The sequence below is a fragment of the Pseudoduganella sp. jia 9 genome, assembly GCF_055502615.1.
Genome location: NZ_JBUPWE010000004.1, coordinates 161,629 through 184,200, shown reverse-complemented (window position 1 = coordinate 184,200; position 22,572 = coordinate 161,629). Strand labels below are relative to the sequence as shown.

Sequence of the window (22,572 nt, the reverse complement as noted above, 5' to 3'; positions counted from 1 at the left end):
TTGTTTCTTCAAAAAAGACGATTGTCTGCAGATGCGCGGAAATAGGCGCATTAAGGCTCAGATGATGAGGCTCAGGTGAAAATGTTGCTAAAAATCGGGGACAGTCCCCGTTTTTTAGCAACACTTTTTGTGGCCGGGGTACCACAGGCTGCGAGAGGCTAGAACCGGAACACCACGCCGCTGTACACCGAGAAGCCGTCGCCCGGATAGAAGTTGGCGGAGTCGCGGCCCTGGGCGTTATCGACCGTGCTGGCGGCGGACGCATAGTGCCTGTCGCCCAGGTTGCGGAAGTCCAGGTATGCCTTCCACTTCCTGGCCGGGTGCTCGTAGCCGAACTTGGCGGCCCAGATCACGGCCGATGGCGCCTTCAGGCTGTTGGCATAGTCGACGTAGTAGCCGGACATCGCGCGCGTGCTGAGGCCGGCATAAAAGCCGCCGGCCTGCTGGAACAGCAACTCTCCCTGGTAGACGTGCCGCGGCAGGCTGGGCAACTCATTGCCGTCGTAACGCGGGTCGTCCCGATAGTAAAAATCGCTGAAGGTATAGGCCTGGCGGTAGCTCAGGCGGCTGCCTTCCGCGCTCTTCCACAGCCTGGACGTCAGCGCCGCCTCGATGCCCTGGTGGATGGTCTTGCCGGCATTTGCGTTGGCGATCAGCGCATCCACACCCTGGCTGGCCTGCCGCACGACGGTCGACAGCAATTCGCCGCTGATCCAGGAACGGTAGAGGGACAATGTCCCGTCGTGGCTGTCGCTGCCGGCGCGCAGGCCGATCTCGGCCGTGTTGGCCTTCTGCGGTGCCAGCGGCCGGATATACGGCACGCCGGTGCTGCCCATCTGCCAGGTGACGGGCGGATCGATCGACCGCGACACATTCCCGAACACCAGCAGATCGGGTGTCGCCTGATAGCGCAGCCCGATGCGCGGCGCGATAGCGTGTTCGTTATAGCGGACAGCGCGGGGGAACTGCTCGGTCGTCGCCAGGATTGTGCGGTCGATATGCGCATCGCGGTCCACCTCGATCAGCGACAGGCCCGTCGAGAGGGCAATGGCGTCGGTCAGCTGCAGCTCGTTGGCCAAGGAGAGGACCGTGTCGCGCGAGCCGGTATACACGGTGTACTGGCGTTCGGTGGTGCGCACGGCGGTGGCGAGGTCCTGGTCGTAGGCTTTCACGTCGCCGTGCAGCAATCGTGTATCGCTGAAGGCGATCGTGGTGTCGCTGCGCCTGCCGAACAGGGTATCGCCGCTGCGCAGGTAGCGCAGCGATACGCTGCCATCCGTCGAGCGCCAGTCCTGCGGTGTCGTCGAATACCGCCAGCCGTTGTCCAGTGGGTAGTCGTTGTAGGCCAGGCCCAGTTCGAGCTTCGAGCGGGCGTCCAGCGTCACGGTGGTCTTGCTGGTCACCAGCGTGGTCCCGGGTTTTTTACGTGCACTGGTGGTCGAGTTGCTCTGGCGCGGATCGGCCTCCAGCTGGGCCAGCGTGATCGTGCTGCCGTTGCGCAGCTCTTCGTTGCGATGGCGGACGGTCAGGCGCGTCTCGACGCGGTCGCTGAATTTGTGGCCGAGATTGAGGACAACCTCGTTGCCACGGTTCGGCGTGTCACGCTGGAACCCGTCGCGTTCGTTGTAGAAGTAGGCGAGGTAGTAGTCGGTCCTGTTATCGGCCGAGACACCACCGGTGCTCAGCCCGAACTTGCGGTAGCCGTAGCTGCCGGCTTCGGCGCTGACCGAACTGCCGGGGGCGGAGCGGCCCGTATGCGTGACGAAGTTGATGGCGCCGCCGAGCGACAGCGCGGCATGGGAGAAGGCGTTGGCACCGTTCAGGACCTCGGTGTAGTCGAGCCCATTCAAGGTCAGCAGGTCTTCCTGCGTGCCGCCGGGACCGGTGATCGGCAAGCCGTCGTACAGGTACTTGATGCCCAGCGAATAGCCCTGGTAGAACGCGTTCAGTCCCGAGCCGCGGATCGAGATCTTGTTGGCGCCGTTGCCGCTGGTCGCGGCGGCAAAGACCCCCGGCTGGTAAGCCAGGACATCTTCCGCATTCGCCGCGCGGCCGCGTTCCACGTCGGCATTCTTCACGACGCTGACGGTGCCCGCGATCTGGTCCAGCCGGGCCCTGGCCTTGTCGGATTCGCTCAATGCCTGGCCCGTGACGATGACCGTCGCACCCACCAGCACTTCGGCTGCGCCGCCGCCGTTCGCGGCCTGCTGTGCGGCCGCGGCGCCAGCCGCCAGGCATAACGCCGCGCCTACGTTGTATGTCGAGATACTGCGGTACTGCTTGATCCGATGCCGGGAATTTGCCATTGCGTTCCTTGGTGGCTGTAACACCACATTTCCAGTTGACAGTGGCACAACTTACAAGCTCCGTATCTCCGCGCCAAACAATAAAAAATGCGATCCATTGCAGGATCGTTCTCATATCGACAGTTGCCGAATGCCTTAAGAGCACGCCTGCCTGCGAACCGGTGCCGCATGCCGGGGCACCGCCGATAATCCCACGCGGCGGGTCCGCGCTCACGGCGCCACGAGCGGTTCGCGTTCATAGGCCTTGTGCAGTACCGCCAGCAGCGGCGCGGCATCAGGCATGGGGGCCGCGCCGATGCGGCGCACGGCGACGCCCGGCGTCCACGAGTTCATCACCGCGGCACCGTGCATGCGCGCGGCCTGGCCGGGGGTGATGGGCTGGGTGCGCTGCGGGATGCCCAGGTCGGCCAGGCGCCGCCGCACGATCCGCATCGTGATACCGGACAGCATTGCTGCCTCGGGCCAGACCACCGAGCCGCCATCCCAGAATGCCAGGTTCCAGATGCTCGCTTCGCTGAGATGGCCATCCCGGTCCATGAATGCGGCATCGTCATGGCCCTGCCTCGCGGCCTCGCGCAGGTAGTAGGTCTTGGCGACTTCGCCCACATGCTTGATGTGCGGGAGCATGCGTTCGTGCTCGAACACGGCCAGCGCAAGCGGTCCGGCGGGGCCGGCCGATGGCGCGGCGGTTCGTACCAGCATGTGCGGTGCCTGCGCGGCTGCGGTGAACTCTCCGGCGGTACCGTGGACGGTGGCGACCAGCGACACGTCGTCCGGTCCGTCGACCAGCGCGGCGCGCAGCAATGCGCGGATGCGGTCATCGGGCAGGGCCTGCCCGAACAGTTCGTTCGAAGCGTTCCGCAGCCGGTCCAGGTGCAGGTCGAGGCCGCGCAGGCGGCCGCCGCGCACCTGCATCGCGGTGAAGTGCGCGTAGCCCGCGAAGGCAAGCGGCGCGAGCGCGTGCCGGTCGGCCAGCTCTCCGTCGCGCTGCACGGTGTGGAAGCCTGCTGTCATCGTTCATTCCTCGTCGTTGGTGGAGGCACCACTGTCGCGGATTGACGGCCGATTGGGAAACGCGTAGTTTTTGACGAATCATCAAATTTCGTTTGAAGATCATGAAACGCATATTGCCCGGTACCCGCGCCCTGCGCATCTTCGAAGCGGCCGCCCGCCACCTCAACTTCACGCGCGCGGCCGAGGAGGTGGGATTGACCGCGGCCGCGGTGAGTCACCAGATCAGGGAAATGGAGGACCAGCTGGACCTTGTGCTGTTTGCCCGCACCAGCCGGTCGATGCGCCTGACGCCGGCCGGAGCACGGCTGTACGAGGCCACCAGCGCAGCGCTCGAATCGCTGCACCGCGCAGCCGGAGAGGCGCGCCGGCTGCACGACGGCGCGGGGCCGCTGCGGCTGACGCTGGGGGCGCGCTTCGCCACCAACTGGCTGCTGCCACGGATGCCCGCATTCCATGCCATGCATCCCGGCGTGCCGCTATCGTTCGATGTCACGGACGAGCTGCGCGACCTCGATGCCGGCGATGCCGACGTTGCCATCCGCTTCGGCGCTGGCCACTATGGTGGTACGGAATCGCTACGGCTGTTCGGCACCGAACTCGTCGCCGTGTGCCATCCTTCGCTTGCTGCCGGCGGCGAACTGCGCGAACCGCGCGACCTGCAACGTTTCACGCTCTGCCACGTGGCGTGCGAAGCCGGCGGGCGCGCATGGCCGCGCTGGCGTGACTGGATGGACGCGGCGGGCCTCGCCGGTTTCGACGATGCCGGCTGCATGACGTTCGAGGAATCGAGCCATGTGGTGCAGGCTGCCGTGGACGGCGGCGCCATTGGCCTCGTCGAGCTGCCGATGGTCGCCAGGGAACTGGGTGAGGGAAGACTGGTACGCCTGTTCGGCGTGGCAGTCCCGGTCACGGACGATTTTGCCTATCATCTGGTGTATCCGGCCGGCGCCGGACAGGACCCCCGCATCGCCGCGCTGCGCGACTGGCTGCGGTCGCAGGTGCGGGCGGCGATACCACATGACATGCTCAGCGCAGCTTGATGTCCACCACCGTGGGATCCTCTTTCACCTCGATCGCCGCATCCTCGAACTTCGGCGGCCCGAACATGGCGGCGGGGTCGCGCGACATGCCCCAGCTTTCGTTCGGGATGCCCAGCACGCGGTCGAGCTCGCCATTGTCGTTGGCATCCTCGTAGGCCAGCACGGCGAAGGTGCCCGGCGGGACGTCCGGCACGGTGACCTTCATCGTGCCGGCTTCGGCGGGCACCGAGGCCGTGTATGCGCACTGCTTCAGGAAGCGCTCGCGGTCGCAGACGGCCACGCTGACCTTGCCCTTGCCGGTCACGTTTTCAACCTTGATGTCGACGGTGGCCGCGGTGGCCGGAGCGGCATGCAGCAGCGCGGCGCAACCCAGCGCCGCCGAGTAGAGGAAGGCGCTCCAGACGCGCCGGTTCAGCAATGTCATGTGAAATCCTTTCGTATGCGTGGTCATCAAGGCCCGTTTGACGCGCTGTCTCCAAGGCCATTGTGGTAGTCTCGACAACTTCGAATCCTGGTAGCCAAAGCCCTCATGCTGTTCAATGCGCTCATCGTCGCTGTCACCGTCATCGGGATGGAACTGTTCTCCATCTTTGCGCACAAGTACGTCATGCACGGCTTCGGCTGGGGATGGCACAAGTCGCACCACGAGCCGAGGACGGGATGGTTCGAGAAGAATGACCTGTATGCGGTGTTCTTCGCGGCCATCGCCATCGCGCTGATCTATGCCGGCACGCGTGGCCATCACCCGCTGGAGTGGATCGGCGCCGGCATGACAGCCTATGGCTTGCTGTATTTCGTCGCCCACGACGGCCTGGTGCACCAGCGCTGGCCCTTCAAGTACGTGCCTCGCCGCGGCTACCTGAAGCGGCTGTACCAGGCGCACCGCATGCATCACGCGGTGCAGGGCAAGGAAGGCACGGTGTCGTTCGGCTTCCTGTACGCCCCGCCCGTCGACCGGCTCAAGCGGCAGTTGCATGCGTTGCACCAGGGCCGGCCCCAAAGGCGCGCGGCCGCTGCCACAACCCTGCCGGACGAGCCGCCAGCCGCCGGGACGGGGGCTTGAACCGGGAGCCGAGCGCCAGCGCGCCGCCCTTCGCCAGCAGCCACAGTTTCATGGCCTTCGACGTGCCCACCCGTTCATCCCAGGCGCGCGGGCCGCGCCGTTTCACTTCGATGCCGATCTGCCGGTACACGTAGCGCGCCGTGGCGATCGCCCACGCCGAGCGTAGCGGCAGTGCCGCGATGCCGGCCGCAGCGGAGTCGTAATATGGTTCCGCCTGGTCGACCAGCCGGGCCGCCACATTCGCCAGCGCCGCGCGGTGCCGCGGCTGAGCGATCTCCTCGGGAGGAATGCCGGCCTCGCGCAGCCATTGCGCCGGCAGGTAGACGCGGCCGACGGCGGCGTCGTCGACGATGTCGCGCGCGATGTTCGTCAGCTGGAACGCGAGGCCCAGGTCGCAGGCATGGTCCAGCACCGTTTCGCTTTTCACCCCCATGATCGATGCCATCATCAGGCCCACCACGCCGGCCACGTGGTAGCAGTAGCGCAGCGTATCGTCGAGCGATTCATAGTGCTCGCCGTGCACGTCCATCGCGAAGCCGGCCAGGTGGTCGAAGGCGTAGCGGGGCGCAATCGCGTGGCGCAACGCCACTTCCTGGAAAGCGGCGAATGCCGGCTCCGTCATCGTCTCGCGTTCGTAGGCGCGCTGGGTCAGGTCTTCCAGCATGGCAAGGTGCCGCGCCGCTTCGTCCTGCGTGGGAGCGGCGCTGCCGAAGCCGAGTTCCTGGCCGTCGACCACGTCGTCGCAATGCCGGCACCATGCGTACAGCATCAGCACGCTGCGCCGCGTGGCCGGATCGAACAGCCGTGCCGCCGCCGCGAAGCTCTTGGACCCGACGTTGATGGTATTGGTCGCATGGTCGAGCAATGCGCCATCGTCGCGCGCGCTCATGCCACCACCCCTGCCGGCACCCCTGCCGCCGCTCCTTCCGCGACTCCTTCCAGCATCAGCCCCGCGGTGGCCTTGGCCGAACCGATCACGCCCGGCACGCCGGCGCCCGGGTGCGTGCCGGCCCCCACCAGGTACACGTTGGCCAGTTCGGCATCGCGGTTGTGCGGCCGGAACCAGGCGCTCTGCGTGAGGATCGGCTCCAGCGAAAAGGCCGAGCCCACGTGGGCATTGAGCTCGTCGCGGAAGTCGAGTGGCGTGAAGATGCGGCTGGTGACGAGCTGGCTGCGCAGGCCCGGCATGTAGTGCCGTTCCAGGTAATCGAAAATGCGGTCGCGGTAGCGCGGGCCTTCGACGGTCCAGTCGATCGGCGCATTGCCCAGGTGCGGCACCGGCGCCAGCACGTAGTGGCTGCCGCAGCCCGGCGGCGCCAGCGAAGGATCGGTGACGCACGGCGCGTGCAGGTACAGCGAGAAGTCGTCGGCAAGCTCCGAACCGCCGAAGATCTCCTGGATCAATTCCTTGTAGCGCGGGCCGAAGCATACGGTATGGTGCTGCAGCTGCGCGTGGTGGTGGTTCAGCCCGAAGTACAGCACGAACAGCGAATTGGAAAAACGCTTCTTCTTCAGTGCCTCGGCCTGCGCCGCGCCGCGCGGGTGCTGGCCCAGCAGCGCGGCATAGGTATGCACCACGTCCGCGTTGGATGCCACCGCGTCGGCGGGAAAGAAGCGGCCATCCTGCAGCCGCACGCCGCTGGCGCGCGCGCCCGAGGTTTCGATCTGCGCCACCGGCGCATTCAGTTCGATGCGCCCGCCGAGATCCTGGAACAGCCGCACCAGCCCGTTGACGAGCGCTCCCGTGCCGCCGCGCGGAAACCATACGCCCCATTTCCGCTCCAGCGCATGGATCAGCGTGTAGATCGACGAGGTGGCGAACGGGTTGCCGCCCACCAGCAGCGAGTGGAACGAGAAGGCCTGGCGCAGGTGCTCGTCCTTGATGAAGCGCGAGACCAGGCTGTACACGCTGCGCCAGGCCTGCAGCTTCGCCAGCTGCGGGCCGGCCTGGATCATCGAGCGGAACGACAGAAACGGCACCGCGCCCAGCTTGATGTAACCTTCCTCGAAGGTGGCTTTCGAGTAGGCCAGGAAGCGCTGGTAGCCCTGCACGTCGGCCGGGTTGCGGGCGTGGATCTGGCGGTCCAGCGCTTCCTGGTCGTTGGCATAGTCGAACCGGCTGCCGTCTTCCCAGCACAGCCGGTAGAACGGCGCCACCGGCAGCATCTCCACGTAGTCGGCCATGTTCCTGCCGGCGACGGCGAACAGTTCCTCGATGGCGGAAGGGTCGGTGATCACGGTGGGCCCGGCGTCGAACACGAAACCCTGGTCTTCGTACACGTAGGCGCGGCCGCCCGGCTTGTCGCGTTTTTCCAGCAGCGTGGTCTGGATGCCGCTGGCCTGCAGGCGGATGGCGAGCGCCAGGCCGCCAAAGCCGGCGCCCACGACCACGGCGGTTTTCGATCGGTTCATGCGGGAGTCCTGATTGTTCGGTTGATGCGGGAAAGGATCTGGGCGGGGTGGGTACGGAAGGCGGCATCGACCGCCGCGCCGACCGGTACCGGCGGCTTGCCCGTCAACACGCGCGCCATGTCGGCCAGCGTCGGCCTGCCGGCATAGAAACGGGCGACCAGGCCGGGCGGCAGCGTGTAGAAACGCTGCATCACGCGCCAGCGGCGATCCGGTTCGCCGGCCAGGAACAGCATGCGGTTCAGCAGCCGGAAGAAGCGCTGGCCGCGCCATGCGGCCTGTGCCTCGTGCCGGATCGCCGCGAACAGCGCCGGCGCATCGGGCTCCGGTATTTGCGCGATGCGTTCGGCCAGCCGTACCGCATGCGGCAGCGAATAGCCGGTGGTGGGGTGGAACAGTCCGGCGCGCAGCCCCGTGCAGGGCTGGCCGGCCAGGTCGTTCCAGTAACCCTCCACGTCGCCGGCCAGCACGATCGGCAGCGAGCCGTGTTCCTCGCGCAGCACTTCGGCGATGCGCCAGCCGCGCGCTTGCGCATAGGCCGCGATATTGGCGCGCAGCCGCTCGGGCTCCCAGGCGGCGGTGTCCACGTAATGCGTGTCCTCGATCAGCAGCCGGTCCGGCGCGAACGGCAGCAGGTAGACGAAACGGTAGCCGCCCTGCTGGGCCACGCCGGCATCCATGATGACGGGCCGCGCCAGGCCGTGCGGCGCATGCAGCCGCACTTCCTGGCCGAGGAAGGTCTGGTAGCCGAGCGCCAGCCGCGCGCTGGGGCGCATGCCGCGGCCGTCGATCACCGCGCGGGCCGACAGCAGTTCGCCGCCGGCGAGGCGCACCGTGGTCGGCGTCACGTCCTCGATCCGTGCACCGAGCCGCAGGGCAGGGCCCAGCGCGGGTTCGATCACGCGGGCAAAATCGCCCGAGGCGATGCTGGCGTAGCCGCTGTCCAGCGTGCGGGCATACTCGGGAAAGACCACGTCGTAGCCGGGCCAGCGCGCGCCGATCAAAGGTGCCAGCCAGGCCTGCTGCGCCGCATCCAGGTCGCCGTCGTGGAACGACCATGTGTGGTTGCCGCCCAGCGCATCGCCCTGTTCGAGCAGCAGGATGCGCAATTCCGGGCGGTGCGTGCGCAGGCGCCAGGCCAGCAGGCCGTTGGCAAGGCCGCCGCCGGCCAGGATGATGTCGTAGGGATTCATGCCGTGCGCGCCAGCAGCGGGTCGGACGGTTGCGCGCGATCGAAGCCAGGCGCCTGAGCGAAGCCAAGTGCCGATTCGATGATGTCCACGGCACGCCGCGTGCCGCCTGCGCGCGCCACATTGCCGGCCAGGGTGTCCAGCCGCGGCGCGAACGACCCGTCTTCCAGCAGCCGGCGCAACTGCCTGGACAGCTGCCCGGCGGTGGCGAAGCGGGGCGAAGCCAGCAGCCCTACGCCGGCATGGCGAACCCGTGCCGCCGAGCCGGGATGGTCGAAGGCGATCGGCAACGCCAGGATCGGCGTGCGGGCCTCGATGGCATCGAGCACCGTGTTCACGCCGGCATGCGAGATCAGCGCATCGGCGCGCGCCAGCGCTTCGCGTTGCGGTGCGAAGGCGCACACCCAGGTGGCGCCGGCGCGTTCCAGCTGGCGCGACTGCCGTTCGTCCAGGCCGCCACAGTGCGCCGCCAGCAGTTGCACGCCGGCCGCGCGGCATGCCCTGGCGATGCGCAGGAACAGCCCGAGGCGGTGGCCCTGCATCGTGCCGAGCGAGGCAAACACGAATGGCTTGCCGTCGTCGATCGGCGGCAGCGGCTGCTGCACGATCTCCTTGCGGGCCGCGGAGCGGAACGGCCCCACGTGATGGAAGTGCGCCGGCAGCGCGCGGCGCGGAAAGTCGTAGCCCTCGACCGTCTGGCTGACCTGCGCCAGCGGCGACAGGCATTCGTGCAGCCCGTCGCGCGCGGGCAAACCGAAGCCGCGCGCATGGCGTTCGATCGTGCGGCGGTGCGGTGTCATCATCCAGTCGTAGACGCGGGTGCTGCCTTCGTACATGCGCAGCGACCGTTCGTCGGTGCCGTAAGCAAACGGCATCACCGGCAGCGGAATGCCGGGCTCGCGGTTGACGGGCAGCGCGCACGCCACGGAGACGAACGGCATGCCGAGCGCTTCGGCCACCAGGCCGCCGGCCGCTTCCATCTGGTCGCAGATCAACGCATCGACCTGGTTCGCTTCCAGCGCGGCCGGCAATTCGCGGCACAGCATGTCGGTGCTGCGCGCCATGTCGTCGATCACGCGGCGCAGTCCCAGCGGGCTGCCGGGATTGGCCGCGCGGCGCATCACGGCGGCCAGCGTGCCGGGAGGGTGGCTGGCGGCGCCCAGCGCATGGAAACCGAGCCGGGCATCGCCCAGGTGGGCGCCGGCATCGGGTTGCTGGAAATAGGTGACGCGGTGGCCGCGCGCGACCAGTTCCAGCGCCAGCGCGGCGAGCGCGTTGAAGTGGCTGTAGAAGGCCGGTGCGACCACGCCGAAATGTGCCATTGGTGCGCTCCGTGCCGCGGGTCAGCCGGCGCGGCTGTCGAATCCGGCCTGCGCGGCGCCGTTGATCGTGGTCGATGCATACAGGTGCGGCCGCGCGGCCGGCCGCGGCTGCGGTGCCTGGCTGGCGAACATGCGCTGCACGAAGCGGCGCGTGCGCTCGGCGCCGGCCAGCGCGTCGGCCAGATGGCGTTCGACTTCGCGCAGGTGGTCGGCAAGGCGGCGCTGCGCCTCGTCGGCACCGCAGGTGTTGAGCAGCGTGGCCTTGCCCAGGTCCAGGCCGGTGTCCTTGCCGGTGATGGCGCTGTCGGTGCCCGGCAGGTCCTGGAAGTCGTCGCGGATCTGGAAGGCGTGGCCGGCGGCGAGCGCAAAGGCACGCAGCGAGCGGCCCACGCAGTCGTCGACGTCGGCCAGCACGGCAGCCATGTCCACGGCGGCGCCGAGCAGCAGGCCGGTCTTGCGTTCGTTGGTGGTGGCGATCGCCTCCGCGGAGCGGCCGGTACCGCCGTGCAGGTCTTCGTACTGGCCGCGTACCAGTCCCTGCTCACCGACGGTGTCGGCCAGCGTGGCCACCAGCCTTGCGCGGGTGATGGGCGGGATGCCCGGCGCCGCGGCAAGAATGCCGAACGCTCGGCTCAGCAGGGCGACCGATGCGAGAATCGCGACATCCTCGCCGAACTGCCGGTGGATCGTCGGCTGGCCGCGGCGCAGGGTAGCGTTATCCATGCAGGGCATGTCATCGAGGATCAGCGAGGCGGCATGCACGATCTCGACGGCGCAGGCCACGTCGGTCACGGCCGGCGATGCGCAGTCGAGGTCCGCCGCCACCAGCATCAGCAGCAGCGGGCGCATGCGCTTGCCGGAACCCAGCACGGCGGCGCGCATGGCGGCGGCCAGGCGGTCGTTGCGGTCGCCCTCGGCCGCCAGCAGATGGCCGAGGCGCTCATCGAGCATCTGGCGCATCGCATCGAGTTCCGCGGCGGAATGCTCATGGCCGGCCTCGTGTTGCGGCCCGGCGAACCGTCTTTTCTGGCTAGTCATGCCCGCTTCCTTCCGTGATTTCCCGATGGGCCATCATAGCGGAAAGACAATAAGATGCGGCACGGAATTCAATCGTGCGGACGTCCTGGACAATAGCGGGTCAATAGCGACGGCCGATGCCGCGCCGCGCCGATGATGCGAGCGCTTACTCCACCAGGGACATGACCAGGCGGCTCATGCCGCTGGCCTGCTTCAGCATCGCCGTGCCGGCCTGCGTCAGCATCTGGTTCCGGGTCATGTCCGCGACCTCGGTGGCGTAGTCGGCATCGACGATGCGGCCGGCGGCGGCATCCGTGTTGAGCTTCATGTGGCTGAGGTTATTGAATGCCGACTCGAACCGGTTGCCAAGCGCGCCAAGTTCGGAGCGCAGCTCCAGCACGGACTGCTGGGCCAGGGCCAGTTTGCCCACCATCAGGTTCGCGGACTCGGCCGAGGTGAGTTCGGTATCGGGACCATCCACCGGATAACCATCCAGGTGGCCGTTATCGATTGCGTAGTACAGGGTACTGTTGATACGGCCCAGTGCCGGGCGGAAGTCGACCGTGACGCTTTCCTCCGCGCTGCCGCCGGTCTGGAATGTGACGGGCCCCAGTCCGAAAGTGCCTGGTCCGCCTGGCCCGGGGGGCGCGACGATGTAGCGGAACAGGTAGGTGCCTGCATAACGTGATTCGTTCACCACATCGAGTATTTGCTCGCTCAGGCCCACGTACTCGGCATGCATGGCTTCCCGGTCGGCCGAAGTCGACGACGCATCCGCCGCCTGGATCGCCAGATCGCTCATGCGGCCAAGGATATTGTTGACCTCGCCCAGCAGTGCGTCACCGGTCTGCAGCATCGAGATACTGTTTTGCAGGTTGCGCATCGCCACCGCCATGCCGCTCGATTGCGATTTCAGGCGGGTGGCGATCTGCAGGCCGGCGGCGTCATCGCTCGCCGAATTGACGCGCTTGCCGGTGCCGAGGCGCTCCTGGGCCGTCGCAAGCCGGCCGGTAGCTGTATGCAGGCCGTTCAATGCCGCATTGGCCGCATGATTGTTGTGAAGACTGAGCACGCCGGGTTTTTTTTAGTGGAGTCGGCTGAGTAGAGCGACCGGACAGGCAATATTATTAATCTTTTTGGAATAACTACTCTAAAAGTGGTTATCGTGCCGGATGGAGTACTGGTCATGCATTGCCATTCCTGGCAACGCGGCAATTTCCGAGAAAGGGGGAGCAATGCATGCACCTCGACTGAACAATGGCCCTTGAACCGCTGGCATTCGGCACGCCTGGCCAGGTGGTGCTTGTCACCGGCGCCACCGGCTTCGTCGGCCATCGGCTGGTGGCGGCGCTGCTGGCCGACGGCCAGCGCGTGATCGCCATGAGTCGCGACACGGCGCGGGCCGCGCGGCAGCTGGGCAGCGGCGTGCGCTGCATCATGGCGACCGCCGACCTGGCACCCACCGAACGGATCGATATCGTCATCAACCTGGCAGGCGCGCGCATTGTCGGCCCGCGCTGGACGGCGAAGCGCCAGGCCGCGCTGCGCGCCAGCCGGGTGGCGCTGACGAACCGCCTGGTCGACTGGATCGCCGGGGCGGAGCACAAGCCGCGGTTGCTGCTGTCGGCCTCCGCCATCGGCTACTACGGCGTGCAGCCGCAGGGGGCGATGGTGCCGCTGGCGGAGGACAGCCCGCCGCAACCGGTGTTCATGTCGCAGCTGTGCCGGGAATGGGAGGTGGCGGCGCAGTGCGCGGCGCAGCATGGCGTGCAGGTTGCCACGACCCGCTTCGGACTGGTGCTTGGCCACGGCGGTGCACTGCCGGCAATGCTGCTGCCGGTGAAACTGGGCGCCGGCGGCCCGCTTGGGGGTGGCCGGCAGGCGCTTTCATGGATCCACGTGGAAGATCTGCTGCGGGCACAGGCCTGGCTGGCGCAGCGCAGCGAACGGACCAGCGTGCAGGGCGCGTGGAATTTCACGGCGCCGCAATGCGTGACGCAGCGCGAGTTCATCGCTACCGCGGCGCGGCTGCTGCATCGACCTGCGTTCCTGCCCACGCCGGCGTGGCCGGTGCGCCTGCTGCTGGGCGAACAGGCCGACCTGCTGCTGGAAGGGCAGTGCGTGGAGCCGGCCAGGCTGCAGCGTGAAGGCTTTACGTTCCGCTACCCGAGGCTGGACGCCGCACTGGGCGAGCTGCTGTGAATCGCCGCCACCGTCAGGCGGCGCGCTGCTGCGAGACCGATACCTGCAGCGTGGCCAGCAGGCCGTTTGCCTTGCCCAGCAGTTCGAGCGCCCGCACGTGGCCCAGGTCGCCCGCACGGCGGCCCCGGTCGCGATACTGCGCGCACAGGCCCAGTGCCTCGCTGCGGCCCTGCGCCGCGTCGGCCGCGGTGACGATGTCGGCCTTGCGCAGCGTGTCCGCCACCAGCCCGAACAGGTCGGGCGGCATGGCCGGGCCGTTCAGCACGTCCGCGCTGGACGTGAATCCGCTCGCCAGTGCCAGTTCGTGCATGTAGGCGGCATCGGCTTCGATGCGCACCGAGCCGCCCGGGATCAGCATGATCAGCGGCGCGTACGGCGCGAGTGCCGGCAGCACGTGGTTCGGATAGACGGTGGCCTGCCACGCGCTCGCCGCCAGCAGGGAGAAGTGGCGGTGGTCGCGCACCGGCGTGAAGCGCGCCTGCCGGAACGGCACGATGTCGACCCTGCCGCCGCCACCGATCGCATCGGCGGCCACGTCCACCAGCAAGGTGCCGAACAGGAAAGCATGATGGAAGCGCGTGCCGTGCAGCGCACCCCAGACGTGGCGCAGGCTGCCGCCATGGGCATTGAAGGCGGCCAGCGCCGCGAAGCCGTCGGCGGCCCGCGCCGGCAGCGTGCCGGCATCGAGCTGGCGCAGCGTCTCGTGCATCGCCTTGGTGATTTCCAGGGCCTGGCCGCGCGGATAAGGCTGGCCCAGCTTGACGGGCAGGCGAGCGGCGAGCGCCGGATCGATCCGGGCGCGCAGGTCTTCCAGCAATGCCCGCAATGCCGGCAATGCGGGCAGCAGGAAACGTTCGGTCAGGGTTTGCTGGAGCGGGTCCGCGATGCGGGGCTCGTTCGGCAGCAGGGTATCGGGCAACAGGTTCATTCAAGCTCCGGCAGTGGCGGCTGTGCGCGGCGCCAGCGCAGCATGCCGATCGAAAAAGTGGCGAGGTAGCCGGCCAGCAGGCCGAACGCGACGCACGACAATGGGTGGCGCAGCACCATGTCGCGCGTGATCAGTTGCGGGAATTCGGATTGGCGGTTCATGTACAGCTCCACGCCGATCTGCAGCACGCGCGCGGCGAACAGCATGCAGATGACAATGCCGAAGCGGTCGTAGGGCTTGAAGAAGTAGCGGCGGCCCACCGTCTCGAAGCGCGTTTTCCTCAGCGTGAAGAATGCCAGCCAGCCGCCGGCCACCGCACCTCCGGCCAGCGAGGCCAGCGCCGGCGCATCCGCCAGCAGCGAACCCGCGGTTGCCAGCAGCAGTAGCGAAAACAGCACGGCGCCGGTCCAGTGCTTCCACATCAGCGATTCCTGCCGGGCGAAGAATGGCCGCAGCCGCAGGTAGACCCGCCAGATGAGCAGCGGGATCAGGATCAGCAGGGCCAGCGTGGTCAGTTCCATGGAAGATATCGTTCGGGAAAAGCAAAATTGTAACGCTGCGGCGCGATTCCGGGGGGCGTGGTACGGTGAACTTCCAGACCACAGGAGGAATCATGGACCGATTCATGGAGCGTGCAGCCCTGCCGATCCACGCACACCGGGCGCCGGACCTGCCGGTACCCGTCGACGAACCGATGCCCGATCCGCAGCCGAATCATCCGCATCATCCGGATGCGCCGGTGGAGCAGGACGATCCGGTACCGCACCGGAATCCGGAGTAGGGGGCCTAGCAGGGGCCGTCCCCGGTTTTTGCCGGCAGGTCGGCAGCATGAGCAAAAAACCGGGGTCGGTCCCCTCGATACGCCGGCATCCCGCGCCGACGCTATCGCTTACCGGGGACAGACCCCTGCAGCTCTGGCGTTCTCTCGACATCGGCCATCGCTATCCGGGCAACGTCAGCGCCAGCAGGGTGGCACGTCCTCAGCCGTTCAATCGAACGCCCACGTATACAGCACATCGAGCGCGTTGTTCGTGCCGGTCTGGAACTGCAGCGTGATGCGCTGGTTCAGCTTGTAGCGCAGCTTGACCAGCGAGGTGGCGCTGCCGGCACCCTGTTCGAAGCCCAGGTAGGCGCGCGACGACAGTTTCTTGCCGACGGTGACCACGGTATTTTCCAGCCCGGTGGCGTTGCCGCTGCCTTGCGATACGCCCAGTTCGTCCAGCCCGACCTTGTTGGCGAAGCTGCCGCCGCCCTTGCCGCCGAACAGTGCGCCGGCGGCGGTGCCGAGCAGGCCCATTTCGTTGCCCTGCATATCGTCCATGCCGTGGCCCAGCACGAGCCATGACAGCTTCTCGCTGTCCGGCACGGAAGGCGTGGAGACCAGCCGCGCGGTCGGCGACAGCACCGTGCCGCGCACTTCGACACCGGCCTCCACGTTGGTATCGGACAGCTCGGTGCCCTCCGGCCGCTTGCGCACCGCGAGAATGTTCAGGCCGGGGTTGTCGTAGGCACCCGTGAAGTTGATCACGCCGCGTTCGATCGCCAGTTTCTGGCCATAGGCCGCGTAGGTGCCGCTGGCCACGCGGATGCTGCCGTTGACGCGGGGCGCGCGGCGATCGGCGATGCGCACGTGCACGCCGCCGGCCAGGTAGGCGTCGAGCCCCTTGCCCTTCAGGCGGAAATCGTTGCCCAGGTCCGCTTCCAGGTCCACGTCCAGCGGCATCGACTGCGCGGTTTCCTTGATCGTCGGCTTGCTGCGGCCGAGGATCACCACGTCGTCGCTGATCGTCGGCGAATTCTCGTCCGGCAGTTCGATGTCGGCGCGGTCGGCACGGAACTTGCCATTCAGCTGGAAGCGCTTGGCGTCGCGGATCACCGCGGTGGAGCCGGACAGCACCAGCGTGCGGTCCGGGCGCGACAGCGCTTCGAGCTTGTCCGCCGTCAGCTTCAAGTTCATCGTCATCTCGTTGCCGGCCAGGCGCACCCAGCCTTCCGCATCGGCGCGGCCGGTGCGGCCTTCCAGGTGCAGCTTCTGCAGCGTCAGGCGGTCGCCGTCGACGCGCGCCTGCAACTGGCCATTGCGCAGGCGAACGCCCTGGTCGGCCCAGTTGATCACCAGGCCGTTGCCGGAAACCTCGCCGTTCAGTGCCGGATTGGCGACGGTGCCGCTGCCGGCGATCGCCGCTTTCAGGGCACCTTCCAGTTCCAGCCCGCTCATGCCGGTCAGCGGCGCCATCCAGCCGATCGACGGCACGTCCACGCTGCCGGTCACGGCCAGCGGGCTGTCGCCGGGAATGCGGCCATCGCGCAGTTGCGCCGTGGCGTCCAGCGCGATGCGGCCGGCACGCGTGCCGACCATGCCGGCCTGCACTTTCAGCGTACTGCCGGAGACATTGACGCCGGCCTGCAGCTGGGAGAGGCCCAGCCGCAACGGTGCCGCGCCGCCGGTCACGGTGATGTCGCCTTTTTCGCGGAACACGCGCACGGAGCCGTCGAGCGCCGGCGCAGCGCCGGGGGCGGCGGGCAAGGTCATGTCGAGGCCCCAGTTCGCGCCCAACGTCAGGTCGCTGACGACGCGGCCGCGCCAGGCATCGGAGAGTTGTGCGAGATACGTGGCGGGCACGCCGGCGGCCGTACCGCGGCTGCGCCAGCGCGGGCCGTTCTTTTCCAGGTTTTCCACGCGCAGGCTGCCTTCCGGCAGGCCGATCACGGCGCCGGACAGCGCGATGCGCTCCGGTGACGCCAGGCCCGCCACGCCGCTGCCCTTCGGCGCCGCGATCGTCAGGGGCGCGGGAGACTGCAGGCTCAGCGCGAAGCGGCCGCGGTTCTGCAGGGTGTCGATGCTGCCGGTCCATGTGTCGTTGGCCCAGCCGCCCTTGATGCGCAGCGCCGCGTCGAAGTCGGGATTGGCGGCGGACAGGGCGATCGTGTGCGCCGTGCTGGAGCCGCTGCTTTGCAGCCGGGCGCGGTCGATCGTGATCGCCGGCGAGCTGTAGCCCGTCACGCTGACGTCCGCCACCAGCGCGTCGACGTTGCCGAGCGTGCCGGTGGCCTTGATCGCGCGCACCTGGTGCTGCGTCATCAGCCGCAGCGAATTGCCCTCGATGCCGAACGACAGCGTGGGCTTTTGCATGGTGCCGCCCAGCGTGCCGGTACCGCGCAGCACGCCGCCGAAGCCGGCGCCCAGGCTGGACAGTTGCGGCGCATCGAGCTTCCAGTTCAGCCGGTCGGCCGGCGCGCCGAATGCGCCCTTCGCCAGCAGGCTGTTCGGGCCCAGGCGCAGGTCGACGTCGGCATTGTCCACGTGGCGATGGTCGGCGGTCAGTTTGGCGTGGCCGGTCAGCGGCGCATCGACCAGCGTCGATGGCGCGAAGTCCAGGTTCATGTTGGCGCGCCAGTCGGTCGCCAGCCGGGCGTTGCCCGCGAACGTGGCGTTCAGGTTGCCGGCCGGTGCCGACGCCGCGAAGGCCGCCGGGTTCACGCGCCGCATGCTGCCGGACAGGGTGACTTCCGGCGACTTGTCCTTGCCGGCCAGCGCGAACTGGCCGGACGCGCGGATCACGCTGTCCAGCGCGCGCACTTTCGCGCCCGTCAGGCCGATGCCGCGCGCCTCGACATCGAAGCTGGTGCGCGGCGCGGCGTAGCCGCCGGTGGCAAGGCCGCTGCCGTTGACGGCGCCGGCCAGGCCTGGCTGCAGCGCCGCCAGGTCCTTCGCGTCGACCTTCCAGTTCAGTTTGTCGGCCGGCAGGCCGAAGGCGCCGCGCGCCTCGACCTTGTTGCGGCCCATCGCCACGCTGGCGGCGATGTTCGTCAGGTGCTGCGCATTCGCATCGAGCTTGCCGCTGCCGGACAGCGCCTGGCCGGCGAACTTCGATGGCCGGATCGTGAAGCCGACGCTGGCATCCAGTTCGGGCACCAGCTTGCCGGCCACGTTCGCCACCGCATTCAGGTCGGCTTTCGGGAAGTCGCCCAGCGCCGCCGGGTCGAAGTGGTCCACCGCGACCGCCGCCTTGAAGGCGCGGTCGTCCGCCAGGCTGGCCTGGCCCGTCACGCCGATGCTGCCGCGGCCGGCCTGCAGGCGGGCGCGCTCGATCGTCACCAGCGTGTCTTTCAGGTTGGCGTGCGCGTCGAGGCGCATGTTCTTCTCGGCCAGCGCCACGTCGAACGTCTGCACGGTCGCGGCGCCGCTTCCCGTACTCTTCGCCGCGATGTCGCCGGCGATCGCCGTGGCATTGGCCGCGCCGTGGATGTGGCGCAGGTCGATGCGGTCCGTATGGAGGCGGATGTCGGCCGTTTCGATACCGCCGTCCGGCCCGGTGCGCTCGACCCGGCCGGTGCCGGTGAAGCGGCCGGCATTGCCCAGGTCGATCAGCAGATTGTCCAGCGTGGCGGTGGTGAGGTTGCCGCCCAGCCGTGCCGTGACGGCCTTCAGCGGCAGCAATTGCTGGTCGATCGGGCCGGGTGCCGCGGTGTTGGTCAGTTCCAGCAGGCCGCTTACCTGCTGTTGCGTGCCGATGTCGGCTTTTACACGCAGATCGAGACTGGCCTTCGGCCACGCCGACTGGAAGCGCGACGGATCGACGCCGTATGCGCGGATGTCCGCGGCCCGCAACGGAATCTTCTCGAACGGCGTCAGCGTGACCGTGCCGTCGCCGTTGGCGTTCGGCGACGTGCCCTTGATCCCCAGCGTCATCAGCGACAGGTTGCCGGTGGCGGCCACCGCCAGCTGCGCGGACGGCTGGCCTGGCGCGATGTGCACTTCGGTCAGCGCGGCCTTCGCCTCCAGCTTGAACGGCTTTTGCGCGCCGACCGTGCCGCCGGCCGCCACCCGGCCGAATGGCGTGACGGCGCTGGCGCTGGTGAGCTGCCATTGCGTCTTGTCGCCATACAGCTTCGCGCGCACGTCGGTGATCTCGGTGCGGGTGCCGGTCAGGCCAACCATCGTCAGCTTCAGCAATTGCGCATCGCCGACCGCGATGCGGAACGGCGGCGCCAGCGTTTCCGGCAACGTGGCCGGTTCGTCGTCCTCGCCGGTGGTCTGCATCAGCACCGACTGCACGCGCAGCTGGCTGATCTCGATGCCGGACGAGAAGAACTGCAGCGGCGACCAGTCGATGTCGATATTGTCGGCGGTGATCGTGCTGGTCTTGCCCTTGTAGACGACGCGGCCGATGTGCATGTGGTTGTACAGCGAGCCGGTGACGCCGGTGATCGTGATCGCGCCGCCGCTGGCCTTCGCCACGCGCTCGGCGATCTGCTGCAGCGTGGTTTCGCGGCCCAGCAGCCAGATTGCGCCGCCGAGAATGACAACGGTGATGCCGGTGCCGATCAGCGTGCGGCGCAGCCAGCGGCGTTCCTTGCGGGGCAGCGGCGCGTCGTCGCTGGACTGGCTGGCCGGATTGTCGGGGGTGTTGGTATCGTCGGCCATCAGAACGTGAATCCAAGTGAGAAGTGCAGGCGAGCCTTGCGCGTCGCGTGGCCGAAGGCCACGTCGACATTGATCGGGCCCACCGGGCTCTTGTAGCGGGCGCCGACGCCGTAGCCGGATTTCGGATGGATCTCCGACAGCGAATCGGCGGCATTGCCGGCGTCGTAGAACACGGCGGCGCCCCAGGTGGGACGGAACCAGTACTGGTATTCGGCGCTGGCGGTGGCCAGGTAGCGGCCGCCCACGGTGGCATCGCCTTCCTGCACGCCCAGCTCCTGGTAGGCGTAGCCGCGCACGGAATTGTCGCCGCCGGCGCGGAACAGGTAGGTGGCCGGCACGCCGTCCTTGCTGCCCGAGCGCAGCGCGCCGATCTCGCCGCGGAAGATCAGCAGGTTCTTTGCATCGAGCGGGCGGTAAGTGATGCCGCGCGCCGTGACGCGGATGAATTTCTCGTCGGTGAGGATCGGCAGCAGCGCGCCGCCGGCCGTGGCATTGAGCACGTACCCCTTGGTCGGGAATATCAGGTTGTCCAGCTTGCGCCATGTGACGGCATACGTGATCGGCAGGCTCATGGCATGGGTGGGTTCGGACCCGGCGATCGTGCGGCTCTCGTTCAGGTACTCGGCCGAGATGCTGCGTTCGAGCAGCGGCGTGCCCCAGGCGCGCTTGGCGTAGACCGAGGCGGTGCGCGTCACTTCGCCTTCGATGTCGTTGCGCTCCAGCGCGGCGCCGAAGCTGTCGTTGTAGCCATCCGCCGTGGTCGGGAAATAAAAGTCGCCGCGTGCCGTCTGCTTCTTCTGTTCCACCGTGAGCGCGCTTTTCAGGCGCAGGCCCCAGATGGCCAGGTCGTCATAGCTGACCGACGTGCGGCCGCCCGTGTTGGTGGAGAAGCCGACACCGACGCTGACATGCTTGCTCTTGTTTTCCACCACATGCACCAGCAGCGGTACCGGCGGCAGCGTGGCCGGCTGCGGCGCGCCGGCGCTCTGTTCGGCCTGCGCTTCCTGCCGTTCGCCGATCAGCGTGTTCAGGTCCGCCGTCACTTCCACGTACGAGAAATAGCCGGTATCCTGCAGTTTCGACTGGAAGGCCTGCAATGCCGCTTCGCTGTACAGGTCGCCCGGGTTGATCTTGTTGAGGTTGCGGATGACGGCTTCCGGGTAGCGTTCGAGACCTTCGATGCGAATGTCGCCGAAGCGCATCTCCGGGCCGCTGTCCAGCGCCACGCGCAGCAATGCGCGCTTCGTGTCCGGATCGACGGTGGCCACGCTTTCCGTCATCTGCGCGCGCGGGTAGCGGGTCTGCACCACGGCGCGCAGCATCGCCCGCTTGGCGCTTTCCCAGTCGGCCTGGCGGAACACCTGGCCTTCCGCCAGCGGCCAGCTGGCCTTCAGCGCTTCCTTGTCGAACGGCGATTCGGGATTCGAGGCAAAACCGTTCAGCACGATTTCGACGCCGCCCACCAGCACCGGTTCGCCGGGCGTCACGTCCACCGTCACCTGCGGCGAGGTACCGCTTTCGTCGAGCTGCACGTTGACGGTGGGCGAGTAGTAGCCTTCGGTGGCCAGCAGGGTATTGGCCTGCGCGGGAGCGGTGCGCACCATGCGGCGCAGCTGTTCGATATCGGTGCGTGGATTGCCGCGGTACTTCAGGAGGTCGAGGTTTTCCTCGAGCAGTTCGTCGAGATCGCCTGGCGCATTGATCCGCACGTTGTACTGCAGCCCCTCCGCCGCATAGAGCGCGAGCGGCGCCGCCAGCACCGCCGCGCAGGCCAGCCGCATTACATTTGTGACGAGTTGTGCCAAAATTCGTGACCCCGGTGATGGATGGTTGATTATTATCGGGGCGATGTTACCGGATCGGTAGAAAAGATGGCGTACTTATAAGATTTTTTGGTTTTCGAGAAGGATTCAATGATGACACGCGATGCCGCCCTGGTGCTGTTCTCCGGCGGACAGGATTCCACCACCTGTCTGGCCTGGGCCCTGGACCGCTACGAACGGGTCGAAACGATCGGCTTCGACTATGGCCAGCGCCACGCGATCGAATTGACGATGCGCCCGCAGCTGCTGGCAAAAATGCGCCTGCTGCGCCCGGACTGGGATGCCAGGCTGGGAGAGGACCACATGATCGACCTGGGGCTGATCTCCCAGCTGTCGCACACGGCGATGACCGAGGACATCGAGATCACGATGCAGGCCAACGGCTTGCCGAATACCTTCGTCCCCGGCCGCAACCTGATGTTCATGATGGTGGCGGCCACGCTGGCCTATCGCCGCGGCATGAACGTGCTGGTGGGCGGCATGTGCGAAACCGATTTCTCCGGCTACCCGGACTGCCGCGACGACACCATGAAGGCGCTGCAGGTGGCGCTGAACCTGGGCATGGACACGCGCAGCAAGCTGGAAACGCCGCTGATGTGGCTGGACAAGGCGCAAACCTGGGAACTGGCCGAAGATCTCGGCGGCCAGCCGCTGGTCGACCTGATCCGCGCCGACACGCACACCTGCTACAAGGGCGAGCGCGGCGCGCTGCACGACTGGGGCTATGGCTGCGGCGAGTGCCCGGCCTGCGCGCTGCGGGCGCGAGGGTACCAGAACTACGTCGCGGCCAAGGCGGCGTAGAAAGCAAAAAGGGCCGCAATCGCGGCCCT

The 22,572-nt window shown here is 67.7% G+C and carries 18 protein-coding genes; 5 read left to right on the top strand and 13 right to left on the bottom strand.

Translation table 11 applies throughout. The features are described from left to right. Positions 1-158 precede the first annotated feature (158 nt). Together ACY34H_RS05695 and ACY34H_RS05690 are read right to left on the bottom strand one after the other, a co-directional pair. Positions 159-2,306: a TonB-dependent receptor family protein gene (locus tag ACY34H_RS05695; protein WP_464976521.1), complete on the bottom strand. Its 2,148-nt coding sequence runs from the start codon at positions 2,304-2,306 to the stop codon at positions 159-161. Between the two features lie 210 nt (positions 2,307-2,516). Further along, on the bottom strand, positions 2,517-3,320 hold the full coding sequence (locus ACY34H_RS05690; RefSeq protein WP_464976520.1) for an aminotransferase class IV family protein: 804 nt from the start codon (positions 3,318-3,320) through the stop codon (positions 2,517-2,519). 101 nt (positions 3,321-3,421) lie between these two features. Here ACY34H_RS05690 and ACY34H_RS05685 point away from each other — a divergent pair, with 101 nt between their 5' ends. Then, positions 3,422-4,360 (top strand): LysR substrate-binding domain-containing protein, encoded by a 939-nt coding sequence (locus ACY34H_RS05685; RefSeq protein ID WP_464976519.1) that lies wholly within the window; start codon positions 3,422-3,424, stop codon positions 4,358-4,360. Here the strand turns inward: ACY34H_RS05685 and ACY34H_RS05680 are convergent. Then, a complete protein-coding gene (locus tag ACY34H_RS05680) occupies positions 4,347-4,784 on the bottom strand; it encodes a DUF2141 domain-containing protein (RefSeq protein ID WP_464976518.1) in 438 nt (145 codons plus the stop codon). The two genes, ACY34H_RS05685 and ACY34H_RS05680, sit on opposite strands and share 14 nt — an antisense overlap. Before the next feature lie 105 nt (positions 4,785-4,889). Here ACY34H_RS05680 and ACY34H_RS05675 point away from each other — a divergent pair, with 105 nt between their 5' ends. Continuing rightward, positions 4,890-5,423, top strand: coding sequence for a sterol desaturase family protein (locus ACY34H_RS05675; protein WP_464976517.1), 534 nt, complete (start codon positions 4,890-4,892; stop codon positions 5,421-5,423). On the opposite strand, the gene crtB is transcribed toward ACY34H_RS05675, so the two are convergent. The 6 genes from crtB to ACY34H_RS05645 form a co-directional block, all read right to left on the bottom strand. Next, positions 5,320-6,312, bottom strand: a complete 993-nt coding sequence (crtB, locus tag ACY34H_RS05670) for a 15-cis-phytoene synthase CrtB (protein ID WP_464976516.1) — start codon at positions 6,310-6,312, stop codon at positions 5,320-5,322. The two genes, ACY34H_RS05675 and crtB, sit on opposite strands and share 104 nt — an antisense overlap. After that, complete coding sequence (locus tag ACY34H_RS05665) at positions 6,309-7,835, bottom strand: phytoene desaturase (protein WP_464976515.1); 1,527 nt, start codon at positions 7,833-7,835, stop codon at positions 6,309-6,311. The genes crtB and ACY34H_RS05665 overlap by 4 nt, the downstream gene beginning before the upstream one ends. After that, on the bottom strand, positions 7,832-9,025 hold the full coding sequence (gene crtY, locus ACY34H_RS05660; protein ID WP_464976514.1) for a lycopene beta-cyclase CrtY: 1,194 nt from the start codon (positions 9,023-9,025) through the stop codon (positions 7,832-7,834). Before crtY ends, ACY34H_RS05665 begins: the two co-directional genes overlap by 4 nt. Then, the gene (locus ACY34H_RS05655) at positions 9,022-10,344 is read right to left on the bottom strand and encodes a glycosyltransferase (RefSeq protein WP_464976513.1); all 1,323 of its coding nucleotides are present in this window, start codon (positions 10,342-10,344) and stop codon (positions 9,022-9,024) included. Before ACY34H_RS05655 ends, crtY begins: the two co-directional genes overlap by 4 nt. A 21-nt stretch (positions 10,345-10,365) precedes the next feature. Further along, positions 10,366-11,382, bottom strand: a complete 1,017-nt coding sequence (locus tag ACY34H_RS05650) for a polyprenyl synthetase family protein (protein WP_464976512.1) — start codon at positions 11,380-11,382, stop codon at positions 10,366-10,368. 145 nt (positions 11,383-11,527) lie between these two features. Further along, on the bottom strand, positions 11,528-12,433 hold the full coding sequence (locus ACY34H_RS05645; protein WP_464976511.1) for a flagellin: 906 nt from the start codon (positions 12,431-12,433) through the stop codon (positions 11,528-11,530). A gap of 185 nt (positions 12,434-12,618) precedes the next feature. Between ACY34H_RS05645 and ACY34H_RS05640 the strand changes: the two genes are divergently transcribed. Beyond that, a complete protein-coding gene (locus ACY34H_RS05640) occupies positions 12,619-13,563 on the top strand; it encodes a TIGR01777 family oxidoreductase (RefSeq protein WP_464976510.1) in 945 nt (314 codons plus the stop codon). Positions 13,564-13,576: 13 nt separating this feature from the next. Here the strand turns inward: ACY34H_RS05640 and ACY34H_RS05635 are convergent, their stop codons facing one another. Both ACY34H_RS05635 and ACY34H_RS05630 read right to left on the bottom strand, forming a co-directional pair. Beyond that, positions 13,577-14,491, bottom strand: coding sequence for a hypothetical protein (locus tag ACY34H_RS05635; RefSeq protein WP_464976509.1), 915 nt, complete (start codon positions 14,489-14,491; stop codon positions 13,577-13,579). Beyond that, complete coding sequence (locus ACY34H_RS05630) at positions 14,488-15,012, bottom strand: CcdC protein domain-containing protein (protein ID WP_464976508.1); 525 nt, start codon at positions 15,010-15,012, stop codon at positions 14,488-14,490. The genes ACY34H_RS05635 and ACY34H_RS05630 overlap by 4 nt, the downstream gene beginning before the upstream one ends. A gap of 92 nt (positions 15,013-15,104) precedes the next feature. Here ACY34H_RS05630 and ACY34H_RS05625 point away from each other — a divergent pair, with 92 nt between their 5' ends. Further along, a complete protein-coding gene (locus tag ACY34H_RS05625; protein ID WP_464976507.1) occupies positions 15,105-15,272 on the top strand; it encodes a hypothetical protein in 168 nt (55 codons plus the stop codon). A 207-nt stretch (positions 15,273-15,479) separates the two neighbouring features. Here ACY34H_RS05625 and ACY34H_RS05620 read toward each other — a convergent pair whose 3' ends face one another. Next, positions 15,480-19,919, bottom strand: coding sequence for a translocation/assembly module TamB domain-containing protein (locus ACY34H_RS05620; RefSeq protein WP_464976506.1), 4,440 nt, complete (start codon positions 19,917-19,919; stop codon positions 15,480-15,482). Then, positions 19,919-21,700: an autotransporter assembly complex protein TamA gene (locus ACY34H_RS05615; RefSeq protein ID WP_464976505.1), complete on the bottom strand. Its 1,782-nt coding sequence runs from the start codon at positions 21,698-21,700 to the stop codon at positions 19,919-19,921. The genes ACY34H_RS05620 and ACY34H_RS05615 overlap by 1 nt, the downstream gene beginning before the upstream one ends. 132 nt (positions 21,701-21,832) lie before the next feature. Here ACY34H_RS05615 and queC point away from each other — a divergent pair, with 132 nt between their 5' ends. Next, complete coding sequence (gene queC / locus ACY34H_RS05610) at positions 21,833-22,543, top strand: 7-cyano-7-deazaguanine synthase QueC (protein ID WP_464976504.1); 711 nt, start codon at positions 21,833-21,835, stop codon at positions 22,541-22,543. The last annotated feature ends 29 nt before the right edge of the window (positions 22,544-22,572 follow it).

Coding starts and splice junctions, on each gene's coding strand:
- ACY34H_RS05695 (WP_464976521.1), bottom strand. CDS start 2,306: ATGGCAAATTCCCGGCATCGGATCAAGCAGTACCGCAGTATCTCGACA.
- ACY34H_RS05690 (WP_464976520.1), bottom strand. CDS start 3,320: ATGACAGCAGGCTTCCACACCGTGCAGCGCGACGGAGAGCTGGCCGAC.
- ACY34H_RS05685 (WP_464976519.1), top strand. CDS start 3,422: ATGAAACGCATATTGCCCGGTACCCGCGCCCTGCGCATCTTCGAAGCG.
- ACY34H_RS05680 (WP_464976518.1), bottom strand. CDS start 4,784: ATGACATTGCTGAACCGGCGCGTCTGGAGCGCCTTCCTCTACTCGGCG.
- ACY34H_RS05675 (WP_464976517.1), top strand. CDS start 4,890: ATGCTGTTCAATGCGCTCATCGTCGCTGTCACCGTCATCGGGATGGAA.
- crtB (WP_464976516.1), bottom strand. CDS start 6,312: ATGAGCGCGCGCGACGATGGCGCATTGCTCGACCATGCGACCAATACC.
- ACY34H_RS05665 (WP_464976515.1), bottom strand. CDS start 7,835: ATGAACCGATCGAAAACCGCCGTGGTCGTGGGCGCCGGCTTTGGCGGC.
- crtY (WP_464976514.1), bottom strand. CDS start 9,025: ATGAATCCCTACGACATCATCCTGGCCGGCGGCGGCCTTGCCAACGGC.
- ACY34H_RS05655 (WP_464976513.1), bottom strand. CDS start 10,344: ATGGCACATTTCGGCGTGGTCGCACCGGCCTTCTACAGCCACTTCAAC.
- ACY34H_RS05650 (WP_464976512.1), bottom strand. CDS start 11,382: ATGACTAGCCAGAAAAGACGGTTCGCCGGGCCGCAACACGAGGCCGGC.
- ACY34H_RS05640 (WP_464976510.1), top strand. CDS start 12,619: ATGGCCCTTGAACCGCTGGCATTCGGCACGCCTGGCCAGGTGGTGCTT.
- ACY34H_RS05635 (WP_464976509.1), bottom strand. CDS start 14,491: ATGAACCTGTTGCCCGATACCCTGCTGCCGAACGAGCCCCGCATCGCG.
- ACY34H_RS05630 (WP_464976508.1), bottom strand. CDS start 15,012: ATGGAACTGACCACGCTGGCCCTGCTGATCCTGATCCCGCTGCTCATC.
- ACY34H_RS05625 (WP_464976507.1), top strand. CDS start 15,105: ATGGACCGATTCATGGAGCGTGCAGCCCTGCCGATCCACGCACACCGG.
- ACY34H_RS05620 (WP_464976506.1), bottom strand. CDS start 19,919: ATGGCCGACGATACCAACACCCCCGACAATCCGGCCAGCCAGTCCAGC.
- ACY34H_RS05615 (WP_464976505.1), bottom strand. CDS start 21,700: ATGCGGCTGGCCTGCGCGGCGGTGCTGGCGGCGCCGCTCGCGCTCTAT.
- queC (WP_464976504.1), top strand. CDS start 21,833: ATGATGACACGCGATGCCGCCCTGGTGCTGTTCTCCGGCGGACAGGAT.